We start from the raw sequence: 15,246 nt of genomic DNA, 5'->3' as shown, positions 1-15,246 counted from the left end.
AACGGGTTAGCCGAAACCATGTCTACTTCCAGCAACGCTCCGCAGTACGGCCGCACCACCGCAACCCGTGAGCACCACCCCAAGCTCATCAGGATCAGGATTGCCACCACCGCGGCGCCGGACGTCGACGAGTTCATCGACTGGTACGCGAAGGGGTTCGGCCACCAGGTACGCGAGCGGGGCACCGTGGCGCCGACCTTGGCCAGCGCCTGGGGTGCCCCGGCCTGCGCCGGACGGCGTTACGCCCTGCTGAGCCTTCCCTCGGCACCGGACGTCTACCTGCGGGTGGTGGAGTCCACCCCGGTGCCCGGCTTCAAGCCACTGCTGACCTTCGGCTGGAACGCGTTCGAGATCATCCTGGACGACATCCAGGCCGTGCGCGCACGCCTTGCCGACAGCCCGTTCAAGATCATCGGCGAGCCGCGACCGCTCGGTTTCCGCCCCACCATCCACGCCATGCAGGTAGTGGGCCCTGCGCAGGAAGTGCTGTATCTGGCCACCGAAACCGGCGACCGCTCCACCTCACCGCTGCCCCTGCCGAACGGCCTGGTTGGACGCCCCTTCATCATGGTGCTGGGTGGGCCGGACATCGCCGCGATGCGCGAGTTTTACAGCCGCACTTTCGACCTGGAGCCGCACCCCATTCGCGCTTCCCGTGGCCAGACCCTGCAGGGCGCCTGGGGCGGCACCGAAGACGGCACCCACCCGATCACCCTGTTGCGCCTGCGCGAGCATGGCAACTCGATGGAGCTCGACGGCTACGTCAAACCGGGCCTGTGCCCACGGCCGCGCCCCCCGGGCGAGCTGCCGCCGGGCAACGCCATGGCCAGCTTCTCGGTACCCTCGCTGGGCGATCTGGACTTGCCATATCTCGGCCAGCCCACGGCGCATGAAGGGCTGGCTTACGCCGGTGCCAGGGCGGCGACACTCAGAGGCCCGGCGGGAGAATTGATCGAATTGATCGAAGAGCCCGACCGGGGCGGCTAAGCCGCAGGGCCCGCTGCCGCCGCTCGTCGGCGGCAGCGGCTGACGTCGCCGCAGCCGACGCGGAAGGAACCCCGACAGCGGCGACAGCCTGGACGCCCAGCGATGGGCAAAAGTTTCGTCGCCCGTTCAGTGCTCCAGCCAGAGCGCGCCCGCATCGGCGCGGCGGTCAGGGATGCCCAACTGGCGCAGCGCATCCCAGTAGGTCACCGAATTGCAGGATAGCACCGGGACACCCAGCCAGCGCCCCGCCTCGGCCGCCAGTTGGGCGGTCGCCAGGTTGGTGCCTGGCTGCACGATCACGTCGGGCCTGCCCCGGGCCAGTTCGCGCAGCGCGTCGACCACGTGCGCCATCGGGGTGGACGCGATCGCCAACGGGCCGACGCACTTGAGCCCGATCACCTCGGTCACCTGGTAACCGGCATCGTTGAAGAAGTCGCGCACCTGCTCGTCGCCCGGCGGCCAATAGGGCGTCAACGCGGCCAGCCGGCGGCCGACGCCGAGGGCTTGCAGCGCACGCACGAACGATTCGGCCGGCAGGATCACCGGCGTGCCGCCGGCATGCGCCTGCAGCGTCTCGCGCATCGTCTCGGCGCCGCGCAAGCCGCCGCGGAAGGTGTCGATGGAGTGCCCCAGCAGAATGCCATCGGGCTTGCACGGCGCGACCAGGTCGATCGCCGCCAGCACGTGATCCAGCGAGCGGTCCAGACTTCTGCGGTAATCGTCCATGCGATCGGCGTGCATCGCGGCACGCGCGGACGGCGCCATGCGCGCCACATGGTTGGTGACGCCGTGCGGCCGCAACGCCTCATATTCGGGTTGCGCGATCGTGTTGGTGGCCGGCACCAGCACCCCGATCTTGGCGCGGAAACCCAGCGCGTCGTCGCCGTATTCGTAACTCATGCCTGCACTCCTTCGGCCTGCTCCGAACGCTGCAGCGAAGCGATCATCGAGGACTCCAACAGATAGGCGCGCATGCGCGCGGGGTCGGCGGTGACCTCGCGCAAGTCGCGCCAGATGACTTCGCGTTGCTGCGGGTCCTTCTCGCGATGGCGCCGGTAATTGCGATCGGACTGCACCTGCACGTCGTCCTGCGCGATCCGGCGACGGACCGCCGCGTAGCGATCCAGCGCAGACTCGTCACCGCCGTGCAGCACCTCCGCCAGCGCCCGTGCCAGCGAACGGGCGTCGTGGATGCCGCTGTTCATGCCCATGCCGCCGGCCGGGCTGTTGAGATGTGCGGCATCGCCGGCCAGCAAGACGCGACCGACCCGGAAGCGCTCGACCAGGCGGCGCTGGATCGTGTAGGCGCCCACGTGCACCACCGCCGCATCGGCCGCCGCCGGCAGGATGCGCGCCAGATGCCGGCGCACGTTCGGCAATGCCACGGCATCTTCCAGGCTCTGCCCGTCGGCCGGCGAGAAACCGGTGCGCCAGTGCCGGCTGATGCGCATCAGGCTGTAGTGGTCGCTCGCCGTCCATACGTAATTGACGAACAGCATGTCGCGCAGATGGTCCTCGAACGGAAAATCCACCACCACGGTGATCGAGGTCTTCGGATACGTGGCGCCGGCCAGCTCCATGCCCAGCAATCGGCGGGTGGCGCTGGCGGCGCCGTCGGCACCGACCAGGAACGACGCCTGCAGTTGTCGCTCACCCTCGGCCGTGCGCAGATGCACGCGCACCGCGGCGGCGTCATCCTGGAAGCCCACCAGCTCGACACCGAAGTGGATGCGGAACAAGGGCTCGTCGCGCAAATGCTCGACGATGGCGCGGGTCAACCGGAACTGCTCGCATTGCAGGCGAAACGGGTGCGCGGTGTCGCCAGCCAGCACGCCAAGATCGAAGACCGCGGCCTCGCCGGTATCCAGTCGCAGGAATTGCCAGCGCTGCGCACGATGTCCTTCGTTGACCAGCCGCTCGGAGACGCCCCGTCGCGCCAGCACGTCCAGCGTGGCCGGATGAAACGTCGACGCCCGCATGTCTTCGACCAGCGCCGGCGCCCGCTCCAACACGGTAACCGCGATACCCCGCTCGACCAGAAACAGCGCGGCGGACAACCCTACCGGGCCTGCCCCGACAATGACGACGCGCGGCGCGCTCATCGAACCGCTCCACGCACACCCAGCTCGAAGGGGCTCGCCAATGGTGCACTCAGCACATGCTCGATCAGACGCAAGGCGTCCTCCTTGTTCAGTCGGATGGTCAGGTAAGTCAACGCTTTTTCGCGCACGGCAGCTTCATCGAACGGCTGGCCGGCATCGCCCAGCACGCTGTCGACGGTGAAGGTCGTGACGTCCTTGTCGGTGTCCACCAGCAAGGTGGCGCCGCGCCCGACGCGTTCGTCGATGCGCAATTCCACCAACGCTTCCAGCCGCTGAAGCTCGGGGTCGCCGAGCACCGACGGCGCGTAGGCGGAGGTGCCGAGGCTGCCGTGCAAAAGTGCATGCGCGGTGGCGTAGCTGAGGCTGAATTGCGCCTGGATGGGTGCGGTGGGCGCACGCAAGCCGCAGTAGGTGGCCGCTTCGGCATAGGTGGTCAACACCAGCCGACGAATGCGCCCGGCCTGCCCGGCATGGGTCGCGTGCCATTGGCAGGCTGCACTTGCCGCGTAATGGGTATGGCGCACGGCGGCATACGGTTTCAGGTAGCCCTGCAGGATCAGGAATTCGCCCGCAGGACACCACGGCCAACCCTCGGCAGGCACACTGCCGGCGCCCAGTTGCAGTGCGGCTTCCTCGAACACGTCCAGCGGAGCGCGGATGCCGGCCGCCACCGCTTCGGCCAGAAGGATGCCTTGCGACACGGCGTGCGCGGCATAGGTATTGCGCGCGGACGTGCCCGCGCGCACCGGCGCGTACAGCGACACCGGCAGCTGGCAGGCCGCGGTGGCCAGGGCCTCCAGGCACAAGCCGGCATCCAGATCCAGCATCCGCGCGGCGGCCGCCGCTGCAGCCAGCGTGCCCCAGGTGCCGTCGACATGCAGTCCCTGGCGAATGCGCATCGCCTCGCCGGCGCGACCGCCGATTTCATAGCCCCACACGATGGCCTCGAGCACCTGGCGCAAACTGGCGCCGCGCTGCGCACCCAACGCCGCCGCCACCGGCACCGAGTGCAGACCCGGACGCCCATGCGCACGCGCCAAGCCCTCGCAGGCCTCGTGCCAGCAGGCCGCCATCGTCGCCACCGCCGCCGCAGGAACGGGTGCCAAGGTCACGTCGATCCCCGGCCAAGTCACGCTGCCCGGCATATGACCGGCCAACCGCCGCGCGTAGGCGGCGGGCTCGTCATAGGCGAAGCCGGCGGTGATGCAAGCCAGGGTGTCGAGCAGCAGCCAGCGGGCACGGCGCTCCACCGCCGGCTGTTCGCTCAAACGGACCTGCTGCAACCAGGCCAAGGTTGCCGCCATTTCTATACCTGGCTTGGCGGCAAATGCTTGTGTCGGGTCGGCCGTAGGCATGGAAACGGAACCTCGAGCAGAGGACCGGCTCTGAAGATCGGTCACATAATTGGATGTATTAATATGTCATTATACTTTTATGATGACAACACCTCGCGCCATGTCCGAAACTGCCGCCGGCACCTGCGCCTACCCTCACCTGTTCGCGACGCTGCAACTGCGCAACACGCGCCTGAAGAACCGACTGGTACATGCGTCGATGTCCACCCGCTACGCGGTGGACGGATTGGTCTCGCAGCGGCTGATCGACTACCACGCCAACCGCGCCCAGGGCGGCGCGGCGATGCTGATCACCGAGACCATGAATCTGGCGCCGCAGCAGCTCAGCCCGCACAAGGTCTTCGTGCACCGCGAGCAGAATCGCCCGCTGCTGGAACGCTGGGCCGCCGCCGTGCGTACGCACGACTCGCACCTGCTCGGCCAGGTGCAGGACCCCGGCCGCGGGCGCCATCAGCCCGGTCGCAACCATTCCGCCATCGGCGCCTCGGCGCTGCCGGACGACCTCAGTTGGACCATTCCCCGCGCGCTGACTACGGGCGAGGTCGAGGGCCTGCTCGAAGGCTTCGCGCTGGGCGCCCGCGTATTGCGTGACGCGGGTTTTGCGGGTGTCGAGATCTCCGCCGGTCACGGTCATCTGTTCCACCAATTCCTGGCCACCGCCGCGAACCAGCGCAGCGACCGCTTCGGCGGCGACGTGGCCAACCGCAGCCGCATCCTGACTGAGCTGATCGCCGCGCTGCGCAGCGAGTGCGGGCCGGATTTTCTGATCGGCGTGAAGTTGCCCGGCGAAGACGGCATGCCACGCGGCATTGATCACGAGACGGCCGTGGCAATCACGGGACACGTCCACGCCACCGGCGAAGTGGATTACCTCACCTGGTGCTGGGGCGCCCATTCGGACACGCTGGACTGGCATCTGCCGGACCTGCACGGGCCGCGTACGCCATACATCAACCGCATCGCGAACCTGGCCCGCGCGGCGCCGGGCATCGCCATCGGCGCGCTGGGCCTGATCACCGACCCCAACGAAGGCGAGCGCATCCTGCGCGACGGCCAGGCCGACCTAGTCATGCTGGCCCGACCATTGGTAACCGACGCTGCGTGGGGCGAGAAGGCGCGCAGCGGCCGCGAAGCGACGATCCGCTACTGCGTGTCCTGCAATACCTGCTGGGGCGCCATCAACGCCGGCCTCAAGCTGGCCTGCGACAACAACCCTCGACTCGGCACGCCGGACGAAGCAACCTGGCAGGCCAGGCGGGCGCCGCGCCCGCGCCGCGTGCTGGTCGTCGGCGGCGGCATCGCCGGGATGGAGGCCGCATGGGTGGCCGCGGCGCGCGGTCACGCGGTGACCGTGCTGAGTGCCGGCGCAGAACCCGGCGGCAAGACCCGGTTACACGCGCAACTGCCCGGCGGCGAAAGCCTCAGCAGCATTTACGACTACCAGGTATTGCGCGCGCACCACCACGGCGTGAGGATCGAACACGGCGTGCGCGCCAGCCTGGCCGATTGCCTCGCGTTCAATCCCGACGCGGTGATCCTCGCTACCGGCTCGACCCCGGCGTGGCCGGACTTCATTCCGGAGGAATGGCGCGATCCCGATTTCTTCCCTGACGTGCGCACCGCCGCCGCGAACCTGCTGCACCGGCGCGGCCGCGAAAGCGGTGCAGCCATTCTGTACGACCATGACCACACCGCGTTCACCTACGCCACCGCCGAACTGCTGCACGGCCTGTTCGAACGGGTGGTGCTGGTGACGCCGCGGCCCGGCCTGGCCGCCGACGAGCCGCTGGTCAACCGCCAGGGCATTTACCGGCGGCTCTACCAGAAGCAGATCGACATCCACCTGCTGAGCGACCCGCGCATCGACGAGGCCCTCGAAGACGGCATCGTGCATATCCGCAACCGGATCAACGGCCATGAAGTGCGGATCGAGAACATGGCCTTGTTGTGCCACGCCACGCCGCGCCTGCCCGACGACGCATTGGCCGAACCGTTGCGCGCACACGGCATCGAGGTGCATCGGGTCGGCGACTGCCACATTCCGGGTACGGTGCTGATGGCGACACAGGCCGGTCACCACATCGGCGAAACGGTTTAGCCGTCCATACGAAACGTGGCGCGACGATTCGATCCACGGCCGGGCGGCGAAGAGGGTCGCACCGCCGTCTCGATCAATCGTCAGTCGGCGTCGCCACTACCCCCGTCGCGCGTTGCAACCAGGTGCTGAACGCCTGCAGCGTGGGATCACCGGCGCGGGATTCCGGCACCACCACGTAGTAATGGCGATCGCCCGGCAGGGGGTTGTCACAGGCCACCACCAGCTCCCCGCGCGCCAACTCGGGCACCACCAGCATCCTCGGCACCAGCGCCACGCCGAGCCCGGCCACCGCGGCCATCGCCGTCATGGAGAACAATTCGTAGCGGGGGCCGGCCAGTGCCGCGGGCGACTCGACGCCCATCGCCGCAAACCATTGCCGCCAGGCCTCGGGCCGGGTCGTCTGCTGCAGCAACGGTGCCTTGGCGATTGCTGCGGGGGTCCAGCGCGCGCGTCTGGACAGCAGGGTCGGGCTGGCCACCGGCACCACGTCCTCGCGCATCAGCGGCAAGGCGCGAGTGCCCGGCCAGTTCGCCATTTGCGTGGCGGTGCCGGCATACAGCGCCGCGTCGTGCCCGGTTTCGGCAAACAGGAAGGGCCGCGTGCGCGTTTCGATATGCACCGTGATGTTCGGGTAGTCGCGGGCAAACGCCGGCAGCCGCGGCACCAGCCAACGCGTGGCGAAGGTCGGCACCGAGGCGAGCCGGATCGAACCGCCGGCGCCCTGTCGCGCCATCGCATCGAGAGTGTCGCGCTCCAGGCCGTCCAGACGGCCGCTGATCCTTCGCGCATAGGCCGCGCCTTCTTCGGTGAGCCGCACGCCGTGGCGTGTACGCCGAAACAGGCTGACGCCCAGGAAGCCCTCCAGGCTCGCGATCCGGCGCGACACCGCTCCCTGGGTCAGCGCCAACTCCGCCGCCGCACGGGTGTAGCTCTCATGCCGCGCGGCCGCCTCGAAACATTGCAGGGACTGGAAGGTGGGCAGCTTTCTCACGGTGATATGTCAAAAACGGTGGAATGATATCGATGCTACCGCAGAAATCCTGCATAAATTGGCACCATCCATTTCATGCATGTTGGAAAATCATATCTTGGTGCACAACTTTCGTTTGCCCATCATGCGGTGCCTTCCTAGGATGGCCGGATACTCCCACCAACCGGTTGAGCGCGCACCGTCATGACCAAGATTGCTTTCCAGTGGGACGACCCGCTTCGCCTCGACGCCCAGCTGTCCGACGAGGAGCGAATGATCCGCGATGCCGCTGCCGACTATGCGCGGGTCACGCTGGCGCCACGGGTCACCGAGGCGTTTCGCCACGAGCTGACCGACCCGGCCATTTTTCGCGAGATGGGCGCGCTCGGTCTGCTCGGTGTCACCATCCCCGAAAGCTACGGCGGCGCGGGCCTCAACTACGTTTCCTACGGATTGATCGCGCGCGAAATCGAGCGGGTCGATTCCGGTTACCGCTCGATGATGAGCGTGCAGTCCTCGTTGGTGATGCTGCCCATCCACACCTTTGGCAACGAGCGAACCCGGCGGAAATATCTGCCTGGGCTGGCCACCGGCGAACTGATCGGCTGCTTCGGCCTCACCGAGCCCAACCACGGCTCCGACCCGGGAAGCATGATCACCCGCGCGCGCAAGGTAACCGGCGGCTATGCGTTGAGCGGCAGCAAGACCTGGATCACCAACAGCCCGATCGCCGACGTGTTCGTGGTCTGGGCCAAGGACGACGAGAGCGTGATTCGCGGCTTCGTGCTGGAGAAAGGCTGGAAGGGCCTGTCGGCACCTGCCCTGCACGGCAAGGTCGGCCTGCGCGCCAGCGTCACCGGCGAAGTGGTCATGGACGAGGTGTTCTGTCCCGAAGAGAACGCGTTCCCTGATGTGCGCGGGCTGAGGGGGCCGTTCACCTGCCTCAACAGCGCACGCTACGGCATCGCGTGGGGTGCGCTGGGCGCCGCCGAGGATTGCCTCGCGCGCGCCCGCTCCTACACCACCGAACGCCACCAGTTCGGTCGGCCGCTGGCGGCCAACCAGCTGGTGCAGAAGAAGCTGGCAGACATGCTCACCGAGATCGCGCTGGGCCTGCAGGGTTGCCTGCGACTTGGCCGCATGCGCGACGAGGGCAGCGCCGCGGTCGAGCTGACCTCGATCATGAAGCGCAACAGTTGCGGCAAGTCACTGGAGATCGCCCGTCTCGCCCGCGATATGCTCGGCGGCAACGGCATCAGCGACGAATTCGGCGTGGCCCGCCACCTGGTCAACCTGGAAGTGGTCAATACCTACGAAGGCACGCACGATGTGCACGCCCTGATCCTGGGCCGCGCCATCACCGGCATCGCCGCGTTCGCCAACTGAGATGGGCACGCCTACCGCACGCCGCGCACCGCTGACCGGCATCCGCGTCCTCGATCTGTCACGCGTGCTGGCCGGCCCCTGGGCCAGCCAGATGCTGGCCGACCTGGGCGCCGATGTGGTGAAAGTCGAACGCCCGGGCCAGGGCGACGACACGCGCCACTGGGGCCCGCCCTACCAGCGTGATGCCGCGGGCAACGACACCGACATGGCCGCGTACTTCCTCTGCGCCAACCGCAACAAGCGCTCGCTCACGCTGGACCTGACCCACGCCGGTGGCCAGGCGCTGGCACGCGAACTGGCGTACAAGGCCGACGTGGTGCTGGAAAACTTCAAGCCCGGCGGGTTGGTCAAATACGGTCTCGATGCCGCCAGCCTGCGCCAACTGGCGCCGCGGCTGGTGTACTGCTCGATCAGCGGCTTCGGCCAGACCGGTCCGTACGCGCATCGCGCCGGCTACGACTTCCTGATCCAGGCGATGGGCGGCCTGATGAGCGTCACCGGTCGCGCCGACGACGAAACCGGCGCCGGCCCGCAGAAGGTTGGCGTGGCACTCACCGACATCCTCACCGGGCTGTACGCCACCATCGCGATCCAGGCCGCGCTGGTCGAACGCGAGCACTCCGGGCTGGGCCAGCACATCGACCTGGCCCTGCTCGACGTGCAGGTGGCCTGCCTCGCCAATCAGGCGTCCAACTACCTCGCCGGCGGCATGCTGCCGCAACGGATGGGCAACGCCCACCCGAACATCGTGCCCTACCAGGATTTCCCCACCGCCGATGGCGACATGATCCTGGCGATCGGCAACGACGGCCAGTTCGAACGTTTCTGCACCGCGGCCGGCCACCCGGAGTGGGCGAGCGATCCCCGCTTCGCCACCAACTCCCAGCGGGTAACCCATCGCACGGCCTTGATTCCGCTGCTGCGGCAGGCGACCGTGATGCGCACGACCGATGCGTGGATGGCGTTGTTGGAATCGCAAGCAGTGCCGTGCGGACCGATCAACCGGCTCGATGCGGTGTTCGCCGACCCGCAGGTCGTGGCACGCGGCCTGCGCATCGAGTTGCCGGACGCGTGGGCGGGTTCGGTGCCGCTGGTGGCCAACCCGATCCGCCTGTCCGATACGCCGGTGACGTATCGGCTGCCGCCGCCGCGCCTGGGCGAGCACACGCAAACCGTGCTGGCCGAATGGCTGGGTCTGGACGCCGAACGTATCGGCCGGTTGCGCGACGATGCCGTCATCTGAGGTCCGGCAATGTCGCGGACGGCTGTCGTCACAACGGCTTGCGCGCGCCGTAGCAGTACCACGGTGAATTGCGTTCCGGCGGGCTGTCGTAGCTGACGAACGCGCACGCGTCGGGCACGCCGGCGGCGCGCATCAGGGCGGGGATGTCGGCATCGATCCAACCCGTCCAGAACGGCTCGCCGTTATGCCGCACCTGGAAATCGTTGAGCACCTGGTCGCACAGGTCGATGCGCCCGCGCTGGATCGGCACGTCCATGTGGAACATGACCCCGCCCGGGCGCAGCACGCGCCAGGCCTCGGCGATCATCAGCGGCAGGTGCTTCTTCGAAGTCTCATGGCCGACGATGTGCGAGGCCACCAGATCGAAACTGGCGTCGGGGAAGGCCATGCAGGTGATGTCCATTTGCGAGAAATCGATGGCCACGCCCTGGCTCTCGGCACTGACGAACGCCCAGCGCAACAGGCCGGCCGCGCAATCCACCGCCTGCACGCGGGCTTCCGGGAACGTCCGCTTGTACGCCGGCGTGTTGCGGCCGGTCCCGCAACCGATTTCCAGCACGTCGCGCGGCTCTAGCTCGGGAAAGCGCTGGCGTACCAGCTCGCACAGGAAGTCCCCGGCGGAGCGGCCCCGACTCAGCCGGCCACGACCGGCGGCCACCGCCGGGCCGATCAACGCGCCCATGTTGTAGAGCGCGCCGGCCGAGATATCGCGATCGTGATACTCGAACGTGAAGCCGCGGGGCTGGCGATGGATTTCGTTGTTATGGATGTTGGCCGGCAGCTCGAGATCCGGGTTCAGGGTCAGCGAACCGAGTGGCTGCTCGCGCGTGAGGTAGTCGTCGGCGGCTCGCTGCAGTGTCTCCAGATGCTGGTGCACGATGCGATCGACGAACTCCCACTTCATGCCCTGCGATTCGTACGACAGCTTGCACCACAGCTGGAAAATCAGCTCGCCGCTCAATTCGTGCTTGACCCGTCGGCGGTCCTCGGCGCTGGTGTTGGAGAGCGCGCCGTCGCGCTCCAGGGCAGGCGCGATCCTTTCGTCGTAGTGAGCATGCACGAGCCTGGCGCAATCGCGCACGGCCCAGCTCTTCAGGGCAAGCACGAAATCGCCGCGCGCGCGCACGTCGTGCGGTTGCGCCCGCATCAACGCCGACAGGGCGGGCATGGGCTGCGGCGCACGGGTGGTCTCAGGCATGCTTGGTCGCTCCAAAAATGAACCAGCCGCCACGGCCATGCAGCGGCGCATCGATCTCGCCGGCAAGGAAGGCGGGATAGCGCGACATCTCGAACGTGGTGACGTCGGGCACGGTCGTGGTGAAGAAATCCTCGCGCGCGAAACCGGCCTCGACGGCCAGGCCGGCCAGGTCCTGCGAGCGGAAGTCGATGTAGAAAGGCTCGTTGTTGTGCTTGGCGTCCCAGTCCCAGTAGAAATTGAGCCAGGCGTCACACTGGTCCTGCGGCGGCAACTCCATGTGCGCCATCACCCCGCCGGGACGCAGCAGTCGATGGCACTCGGCCAGGATCCGGCGCGTGGCGGCCACCGGCAGCTCATGGAAGAAGAAGCTGGAAACGATGATGTCGAACGAGCCATCCGGGAAATCCATCGACTCGGCATTCTGCTGGCTGAAGTGCGCGCGCCGCCCCTGACACTCGGCCTTGACGTGGCCGTAGCGCAGCGCCGGTGCGCTGACGTCCACGCCGTGCATCGAAGCGCCGGGAAACACGTCGGCGTACGGCAACAGGTTCTTGCCCGACTGCGTGCCGAGGTCGAGGACGTCCGGTTGCGCCAGCGCGGGGAATTTCTGTGACAGCCAATAGGCGATCGAGCGGCCGACGCCGCCGGAATCCTTGTTGCGGTAGGTGTTCGCGCCACGCGATACCCGGCCACCGAAATCGATGATCACGCCCTGCGCCACGTCGTCCGGCACGTATTCGGTGTGGAAACCGCCGGGAATCAGATGGACGTCCAATCTGCTGACGTAGCGCGGAATTTCCAGCGTCGGCGACAGCCGCAGGCTGCCGCCCGCCGGGCGCTCGCGGGCAATTTCGCGGGCGAACTCGACCATCGCCGGCAGCTCGCGCTCGACCGGCGCCAGCGTGGACTGGTACATCATCCGCTGCGCGTTGTAGCGCACGACGCTGTACATTTTGTAGTAGATGTCGTCCTCCATCAGCCGCTCGATTTCGGCGCCGTCGGCAGGCTCCGAGCCGTGCCGCGCCATGTAGTCCGGGCGCAACTTCTCCTCATAGGACTGCGCCATGGCATCGCGCATCGTGCTCTTGGCGTAGTTGCGCAATACGCTGATGAAGTGCTGGCGCGTGCGTTCGTCGTGCGTCGGCCGGAACAGGTCGTCGATGCTGGATATCTGCCCACGCACGGGCGACGCACGGGTGAATTCGGCTTGTATCATGTCGCTGGTATTCCTTGCTGGTCGACGTTCAACGCATTTCCTCGCCACCGGAGACATTCATTGCCTCGCCGGTGATGAAGCTGGCCGCCTCCGACGCCAGAAAGACGCACGCCTCGGCGGTGTCTTCGGGTCGGCCCAACCGACCCAGCGGTACCTGGGTGGCGCGATAGGCCAGCACTTCGTCCACGGTTTTTCCCATGCGCTGGCCGCGATGCTGGTTCTGCCGCGCGCCCAGGCCGGTGGTGACGTGATTGGGGCATACCGCATTGACGGTGACGCCGTACCTGGCCAGCTCGAGCGCGGCCACCCGGGTCAGGCCGAGCAAGCCGTGCTTGGAAGCGGCGTACGCGCCGAAATCGGCGATCGCGGATTTGGCGCCCTTGCTGGCGATATTGATGATGCGCCCGCCGCTCCAGCCACCTTCGTGCTGCTGCACCATGCGCCGGCCGGCGTACTTGGTGAACAGGAAGGGGCCGCGCAGATTCACTTCCTGCACCAGATTCCACTCCTCCATGCTGAGCTCGATCAGCGGCCGCATGACGAAGCCCACGCCGGCGTTGTTGACCAGGATGTCGATCTGGCCGAACGCGGCGACGGTTTCGGCCACGGTCTTCGCGACCGCGGCTTCGTCACGCACATCGCAAGCCGACACATGGACGCGTCCGGGCGAATCTGCCGCCCGGGCCGCGGCCATCAGGCCCTGAGCCACCGCGTGCATCTCGTCCAACGTGCCGATGTTGTCGCCATCCAGCAACGGACCTGCAGGCCGACCCAGATCGGTCAGCACGATGTCGGCACCTTCCTCGATGAAACGCCGGGCGATCGCGGCACCCAGGCCGCCACGGCGGCCGGCGCCGGTGACCAGCGCGACCTTGCCGGCGAGGCGCCCGGGCAGTGGAGCGCTCACGAGCGGTACCGTGGCATCAGCCATTCATCCGCATGACGCGTTCGAGCAGCGCCTTGCGTTCGGCCGCGCGCCGCTGCTCGCTGGTCTCGTCGTGCACGAAGGTTTCGATGGCGTCGGGGACCATTACGCCGCTCTCCGCCAGCACACGCTCCAGCGTATCGAGGCGGTCGCGCAGGACCGACACTTCGGTCAGCAGTTCAATGAAGAACGTCATGACCTGGTCGATCGCCGGATCCTTGAAGAACACCGACGGCTTGCCTTTCACTTTCTTGGGAATGGACAGTGCTGCGGACATGACGCTGGCCTTGTCTTGATAGTTATGTTGATATGAAAACATACTAACATAACCTCACTCAACTACTCCAGGCCTCGGCGCCAGCGGCGGCGACCGATCATGGCGACCGAGCAAGCATGCGGAGCCTCACCGCGCAAAACTCCGGCCGCCACTTCGCCGGTTCGCGACGCATCCGGCAGGGCTGCGCGATCAGTTCCGATCGGCCGCGGCCCTCCGGACGGAGTCGGCTCAGCGCTCCAGATCGCGCGCCAGGCTGTGGCGGCCGCGCCAAGCGAGTCCGCACGCCAGCAGGCAGCCGCCCGCACCAGCCAGGAAGGCGCCTGCCATCCCCACCAACTCGGCGACCGTGCCCATCATCAAGGCGCCCACCCCGGGTACGCCGCGCAGGATGATGAACCACAGGCTCATCACCCGGCCACGCATCGCGTCCGAGACCGAGGACTGCACCAGCGTCTGGGCGGCGGTGCCGAACTGCACAGTGAAGAAGCCCACCAGAAAAATCAGCACGCAAGCCGCCGGGAAATTGCGGGCCATCGCCAACCCGGCAAGGCTGACCGCCTGCAGCGCACCGGCGACGAGCATGGCCCGGGTGAGCCCGATCATGGCCCTGCCCGAGGCCCACACGCCGCCCATGATGCTGCCCACGCCAAGCACGGAAATGAGCATGGCCACGCTCTGCACGCCACCGGCAAACAGCGTCTCCACGAACGCCGGCAGCAAGTCCTCGATCGCCCGCGCGGTCAACACGTAGGCGATATAGAGCACGAACATCGCGCTGAACGCGTGGTGCGCCGTGATGTAACGGCAGGCCAGTACGATCTCGCCCAGCACATGCGACTCGTCCTGCGCCGAACGACGCGTCGCGGGCGTGGCCCTGCCGATGAAGGCGATCGCCACCGCCATCGCCAGGAAAGACAGCGCATTGGCCACCAGCGCCAGCGCGAAACCGCCGTAGGCGATCAGCACGCCGGCCAGTGCCGGCCCCACCGTGCGGGCGATGTTGAACACCACCGAGCCGAACGACACCGCGGCATTGAGGTTCTTGTGGCCGACCAGTTCCACCAGCAGCACCATACGGGTCGGATGGGCCAGCGCGATGCTGCCGGAAAGGCAGACCCGCAGGCCGACCAGCAAGCCGAGGGTCAGCGCGTCCAGGTGATAGGCCAGCGCCAGGCCGCACAAAATGACGGCGCACACGACCTGGCAAATCTGCAGGAAACGCAGCCGGTCCAGGCGATCGGCCAGTACCCCGCCGTACAACGCCCCGACCAGCGTCGGCAGCAAATCGGAGGCGGCCGTCAGCCCGACCCAGAACGGCGAACCCGTCATCTCCCAGACCAGCCACGCAATGGTGATGCGCTGGATCCAGGTACCGGTCAGCGAAATCGCGGTGCCGGTGATGTAGACGACGTAGTCGCGCTCCGAAAGCAGCGAGCGCAACGGGCCGAAGTTCATCTTCGGCAGCGCCCACAGGCACGCGTGACCCGCG

Annotated in this window: 13 protein-coding genes; 4 read left to right on the top strand and 9 right to left on the bottom strand. The window is 67.4% G+C overall.

The genetic code is table 11. The features are described from left to right. The first annotated feature begins 18 nt into the window (after positions 1-18). Positions 19-987 carry a hypothetical protein gene (locus tag R5H19_RS00185; RefSeq protein ID WP_318156957.1) on the top strand — a complete coding sequence of 323 codons (969 nt, stop codon included), beginning with the start codon at positions 19-21 and terminating at the stop codon, positions 985-987. 126 nt (positions 988-1,113) lie between these two features. Here the strand turns inward: R5H19_RS00185 and R5H19_RS00180 are convergent, their stop codons facing one another. The 3 genes from R5H19_RS00180 to R5H19_RS00170 are packed head-to-tail and all read right to left on the bottom strand — an operon-like array spanning position 1,114 to position 4,393. Continuing rightward, complete coding sequence (locus tag R5H19_RS00180) at positions 1,114-1,887, bottom strand: hypothetical protein (RefSeq protein WP_318156956.1); 774 nt, start codon at positions 1,885-1,887, stop codon at positions 1,114-1,116. Further along, positions 1,884-3,089: an NAD(P)/FAD-dependent oxidoreductase gene (locus tag R5H19_RS00175; RefSeq protein WP_318156955.1), complete on the bottom strand. Its 1,206-nt coding sequence runs from the start codon at positions 3,087-3,089 to the stop codon at positions 1,884-1,886. The genes R5H19_RS00180 and R5H19_RS00175 overlap by 4 nt, the downstream gene beginning before the upstream one ends. Continuing rightward, positions 3,086-4,393, bottom strand: a complete 1,308-nt coding sequence (locus tag R5H19_RS00170; protein ID WP_318156954.1) for an MmgE/PrpD family protein — start codon at positions 4,391-4,393, stop codon at positions 3,086-3,088. Before R5H19_RS00170 ends, R5H19_RS00175 begins: the two co-directional genes overlap by 4 nt. Before the next feature lie 151 nt (positions 4,394-4,544). On the opposite strand from R5H19_RS00170, the gene R5H19_RS00165 reads away from it, so the two are divergent. Beyond that, positions 4,545-6,542, top strand: coding sequence for an FAD-dependent oxidoreductase (locus R5H19_RS00165; protein WP_318156953.1), 1,998 nt, complete (start codon positions 4,545-4,547; stop codon positions 6,540-6,542). Between the two features lie 73 nt (positions 6,543-6,615). Here the strand turns inward: R5H19_RS00165 and R5H19_RS00160 are convergent, their stop codons facing one another. After that, positions 6,616-7,533, bottom strand: coding sequence for a LysR substrate-binding domain-containing protein (locus tag R5H19_RS00160; protein WP_318156952.1), 918 nt, complete (start codon positions 7,531-7,533; stop codon positions 6,616-6,618). 183 nt (positions 7,534-7,716) lie between these two features. Here R5H19_RS00160 and R5H19_RS00155 point away from each other — a divergent pair, with 183 nt between their 5' ends. Together R5H19_RS00155 and R5H19_RS00150 are read left to right on the top strand one after the other, a co-directional pair. Continuing rightward, the gene (locus R5H19_RS00155) at positions 7,717-8,898 is read left to right on the top strand and encodes an acyl-CoA dehydrogenase (RefSeq protein ID WP_318156951.1); all 1,182 of its coding nucleotides are present in this window, start codon (positions 7,717-7,719) and stop codon (positions 8,896-8,898) included. Position 8,899: 1 nt separating this feature from the next. Continuing rightward, positions 8,900-10,141, top strand: a complete 1,242-nt coding sequence (locus tag R5H19_RS00150) for a CaiB/BaiF CoA-transferase family protein (RefSeq protein WP_318156950.1) — start codon at positions 8,900-8,902, stop codon at positions 10,139-10,141. 28 nt (positions 10,142-10,169) lie between these two features. Here R5H19_RS00150 and R5H19_RS00145 read toward each other — a convergent pair whose 3' ends face one another. From R5H19_RS00145 to R5H19_RS00125, 5 genes are all read right to left on the bottom strand, one after another. Further along, positions 10,170-11,339, bottom strand: a complete 1,170-nt coding sequence (locus R5H19_RS00145) for a class I SAM-dependent methyltransferase (RefSeq protein WP_318156949.1) — start codon at positions 11,337-11,339, stop codon at positions 10,170-10,172. Then, positions 11,332-12,555, bottom strand: coding sequence for a methyltransferase domain-containing protein (locus R5H19_RS00140; protein ID WP_318156948.1), 1,224 nt, complete (start codon positions 12,553-12,555; stop codon positions 11,332-11,334). The genes R5H19_RS00145 and R5H19_RS00140 overlap by 8 nt, the downstream gene beginning before the upstream one ends. Positions 12,556-12,583: 28 nt before the next feature. Continuing rightward, a complete protein-coding gene (locus R5H19_RS00135) occupies positions 12,584-13,462 on the bottom strand; it encodes an SDR family oxidoreductase (RefSeq protein ID WP_318156947.1) in 879 nt (292 codons plus the stop codon). A 16-nt stretch (positions 13,463-13,478) separates the two neighbouring features. Continuing rightward, a complete protein-coding gene (locus R5H19_RS00130; RefSeq protein ID WP_318156946.1) occupies positions 13,479-13,757 on the bottom strand; it encodes a hypothetical protein in 279 nt (92 codons plus the stop codon). 228 nt (positions 13,758-13,985) lie between these two features. Then, entirely contained in the window at positions 13,986-15,212 is a 1,227-nt protein-coding gene (locus R5H19_RS00125) for an MFS transporter (RefSeq protein WP_318156945.1), read from the bottom strand. Positions 15,213-15,246: the final 34 nt, after the last annotated feature.

The sequence above is a fragment of the Rhodanobacter sp. KK11 genome (genome assembly GCF_033345435.1).
Lineage (GTDB): Bacteria > Pseudomonadota > Gammaproteobacteria > Xanthomonadales > Rhodanobacteraceae > Rhodanobacter.
The sequence above is the reverse complement of the archived record's forward strand: the minus strand, read 5'-3'. Positions and strand labels throughout refer to the sequence as shown.

Coding starts and splice junctions, on each gene's coding strand:
- R5H19_RS00180 (WP_318156956.1), bottom strand. CDS start 1,887: ATGAGTTACGAATACGGCGACGACGCGCTGGGTTTCCGCGCCAAGATC.
- R5H19_RS00140 (WP_318156948.1), bottom strand. CDS start 12,555: ATGATACAAGCCGAATTCACCCGTGCGTCGCCCGTGCGTGGGCAGATA.
- R5H19_RS00165 (WP_318156953.1), top strand. CDS start 4,545: ATGTCCGAAACTGCCGCCGGCACCTGCGCCTACCCTCACCTGTTCGCG.
- R5H19_RS00125 (WP_318156945.1), bottom strand. CDS start 15,212: ATGAACTTCGGCCCGTTGCGCTCGCTGCTTTCGGAGCGCGACTACGTC.
- R5H19_RS00185 (WP_318156957.1), top strand. CDS start 19: ATGTCTACTTCCAGCAACGCTCCGCAGTACGGCCGCACCACCGCAACC.
- R5H19_RS00155 (WP_318156951.1), top strand. CDS start 7,717: ATGACCAAGATTGCTTTCCAGTGGGACGACCCGCTTCGCCTCGACGCC.
- R5H19_RS00175 (WP_318156955.1), bottom strand. CDS start 3,089: ATGAGCGCGCCGCGCGTCGTCATTGTCGGGGCAGGCCCGGTAGGGTTG.
- R5H19_RS00170 (WP_318156954.1), bottom strand. CDS start 4,393: ATGGCGGCAACCTTGGCCTGGTTGCAGCAGGTCCGTTTGAGCGAACAG.
- R5H19_RS00130 (WP_318156946.1), bottom strand. CDS start 13,757: ATGTCCGCAGCACTGTCCATTCCCAAGAAAGTGAAAGGCAAGCCGTCG.
- R5H19_RS00145 (WP_318156949.1), bottom strand. CDS start 11,339: ATGCCTGAGACCACCCGTGCGCCGCAGCCCATGCCCGCCCTGTCGGCG.
- R5H19_RS00150 (WP_318156950.1), top strand. CDS start 8,900: ATGGGCACGCCTACCGCACGCCGCGCACCGCTGACCGGCATCCGCGTC.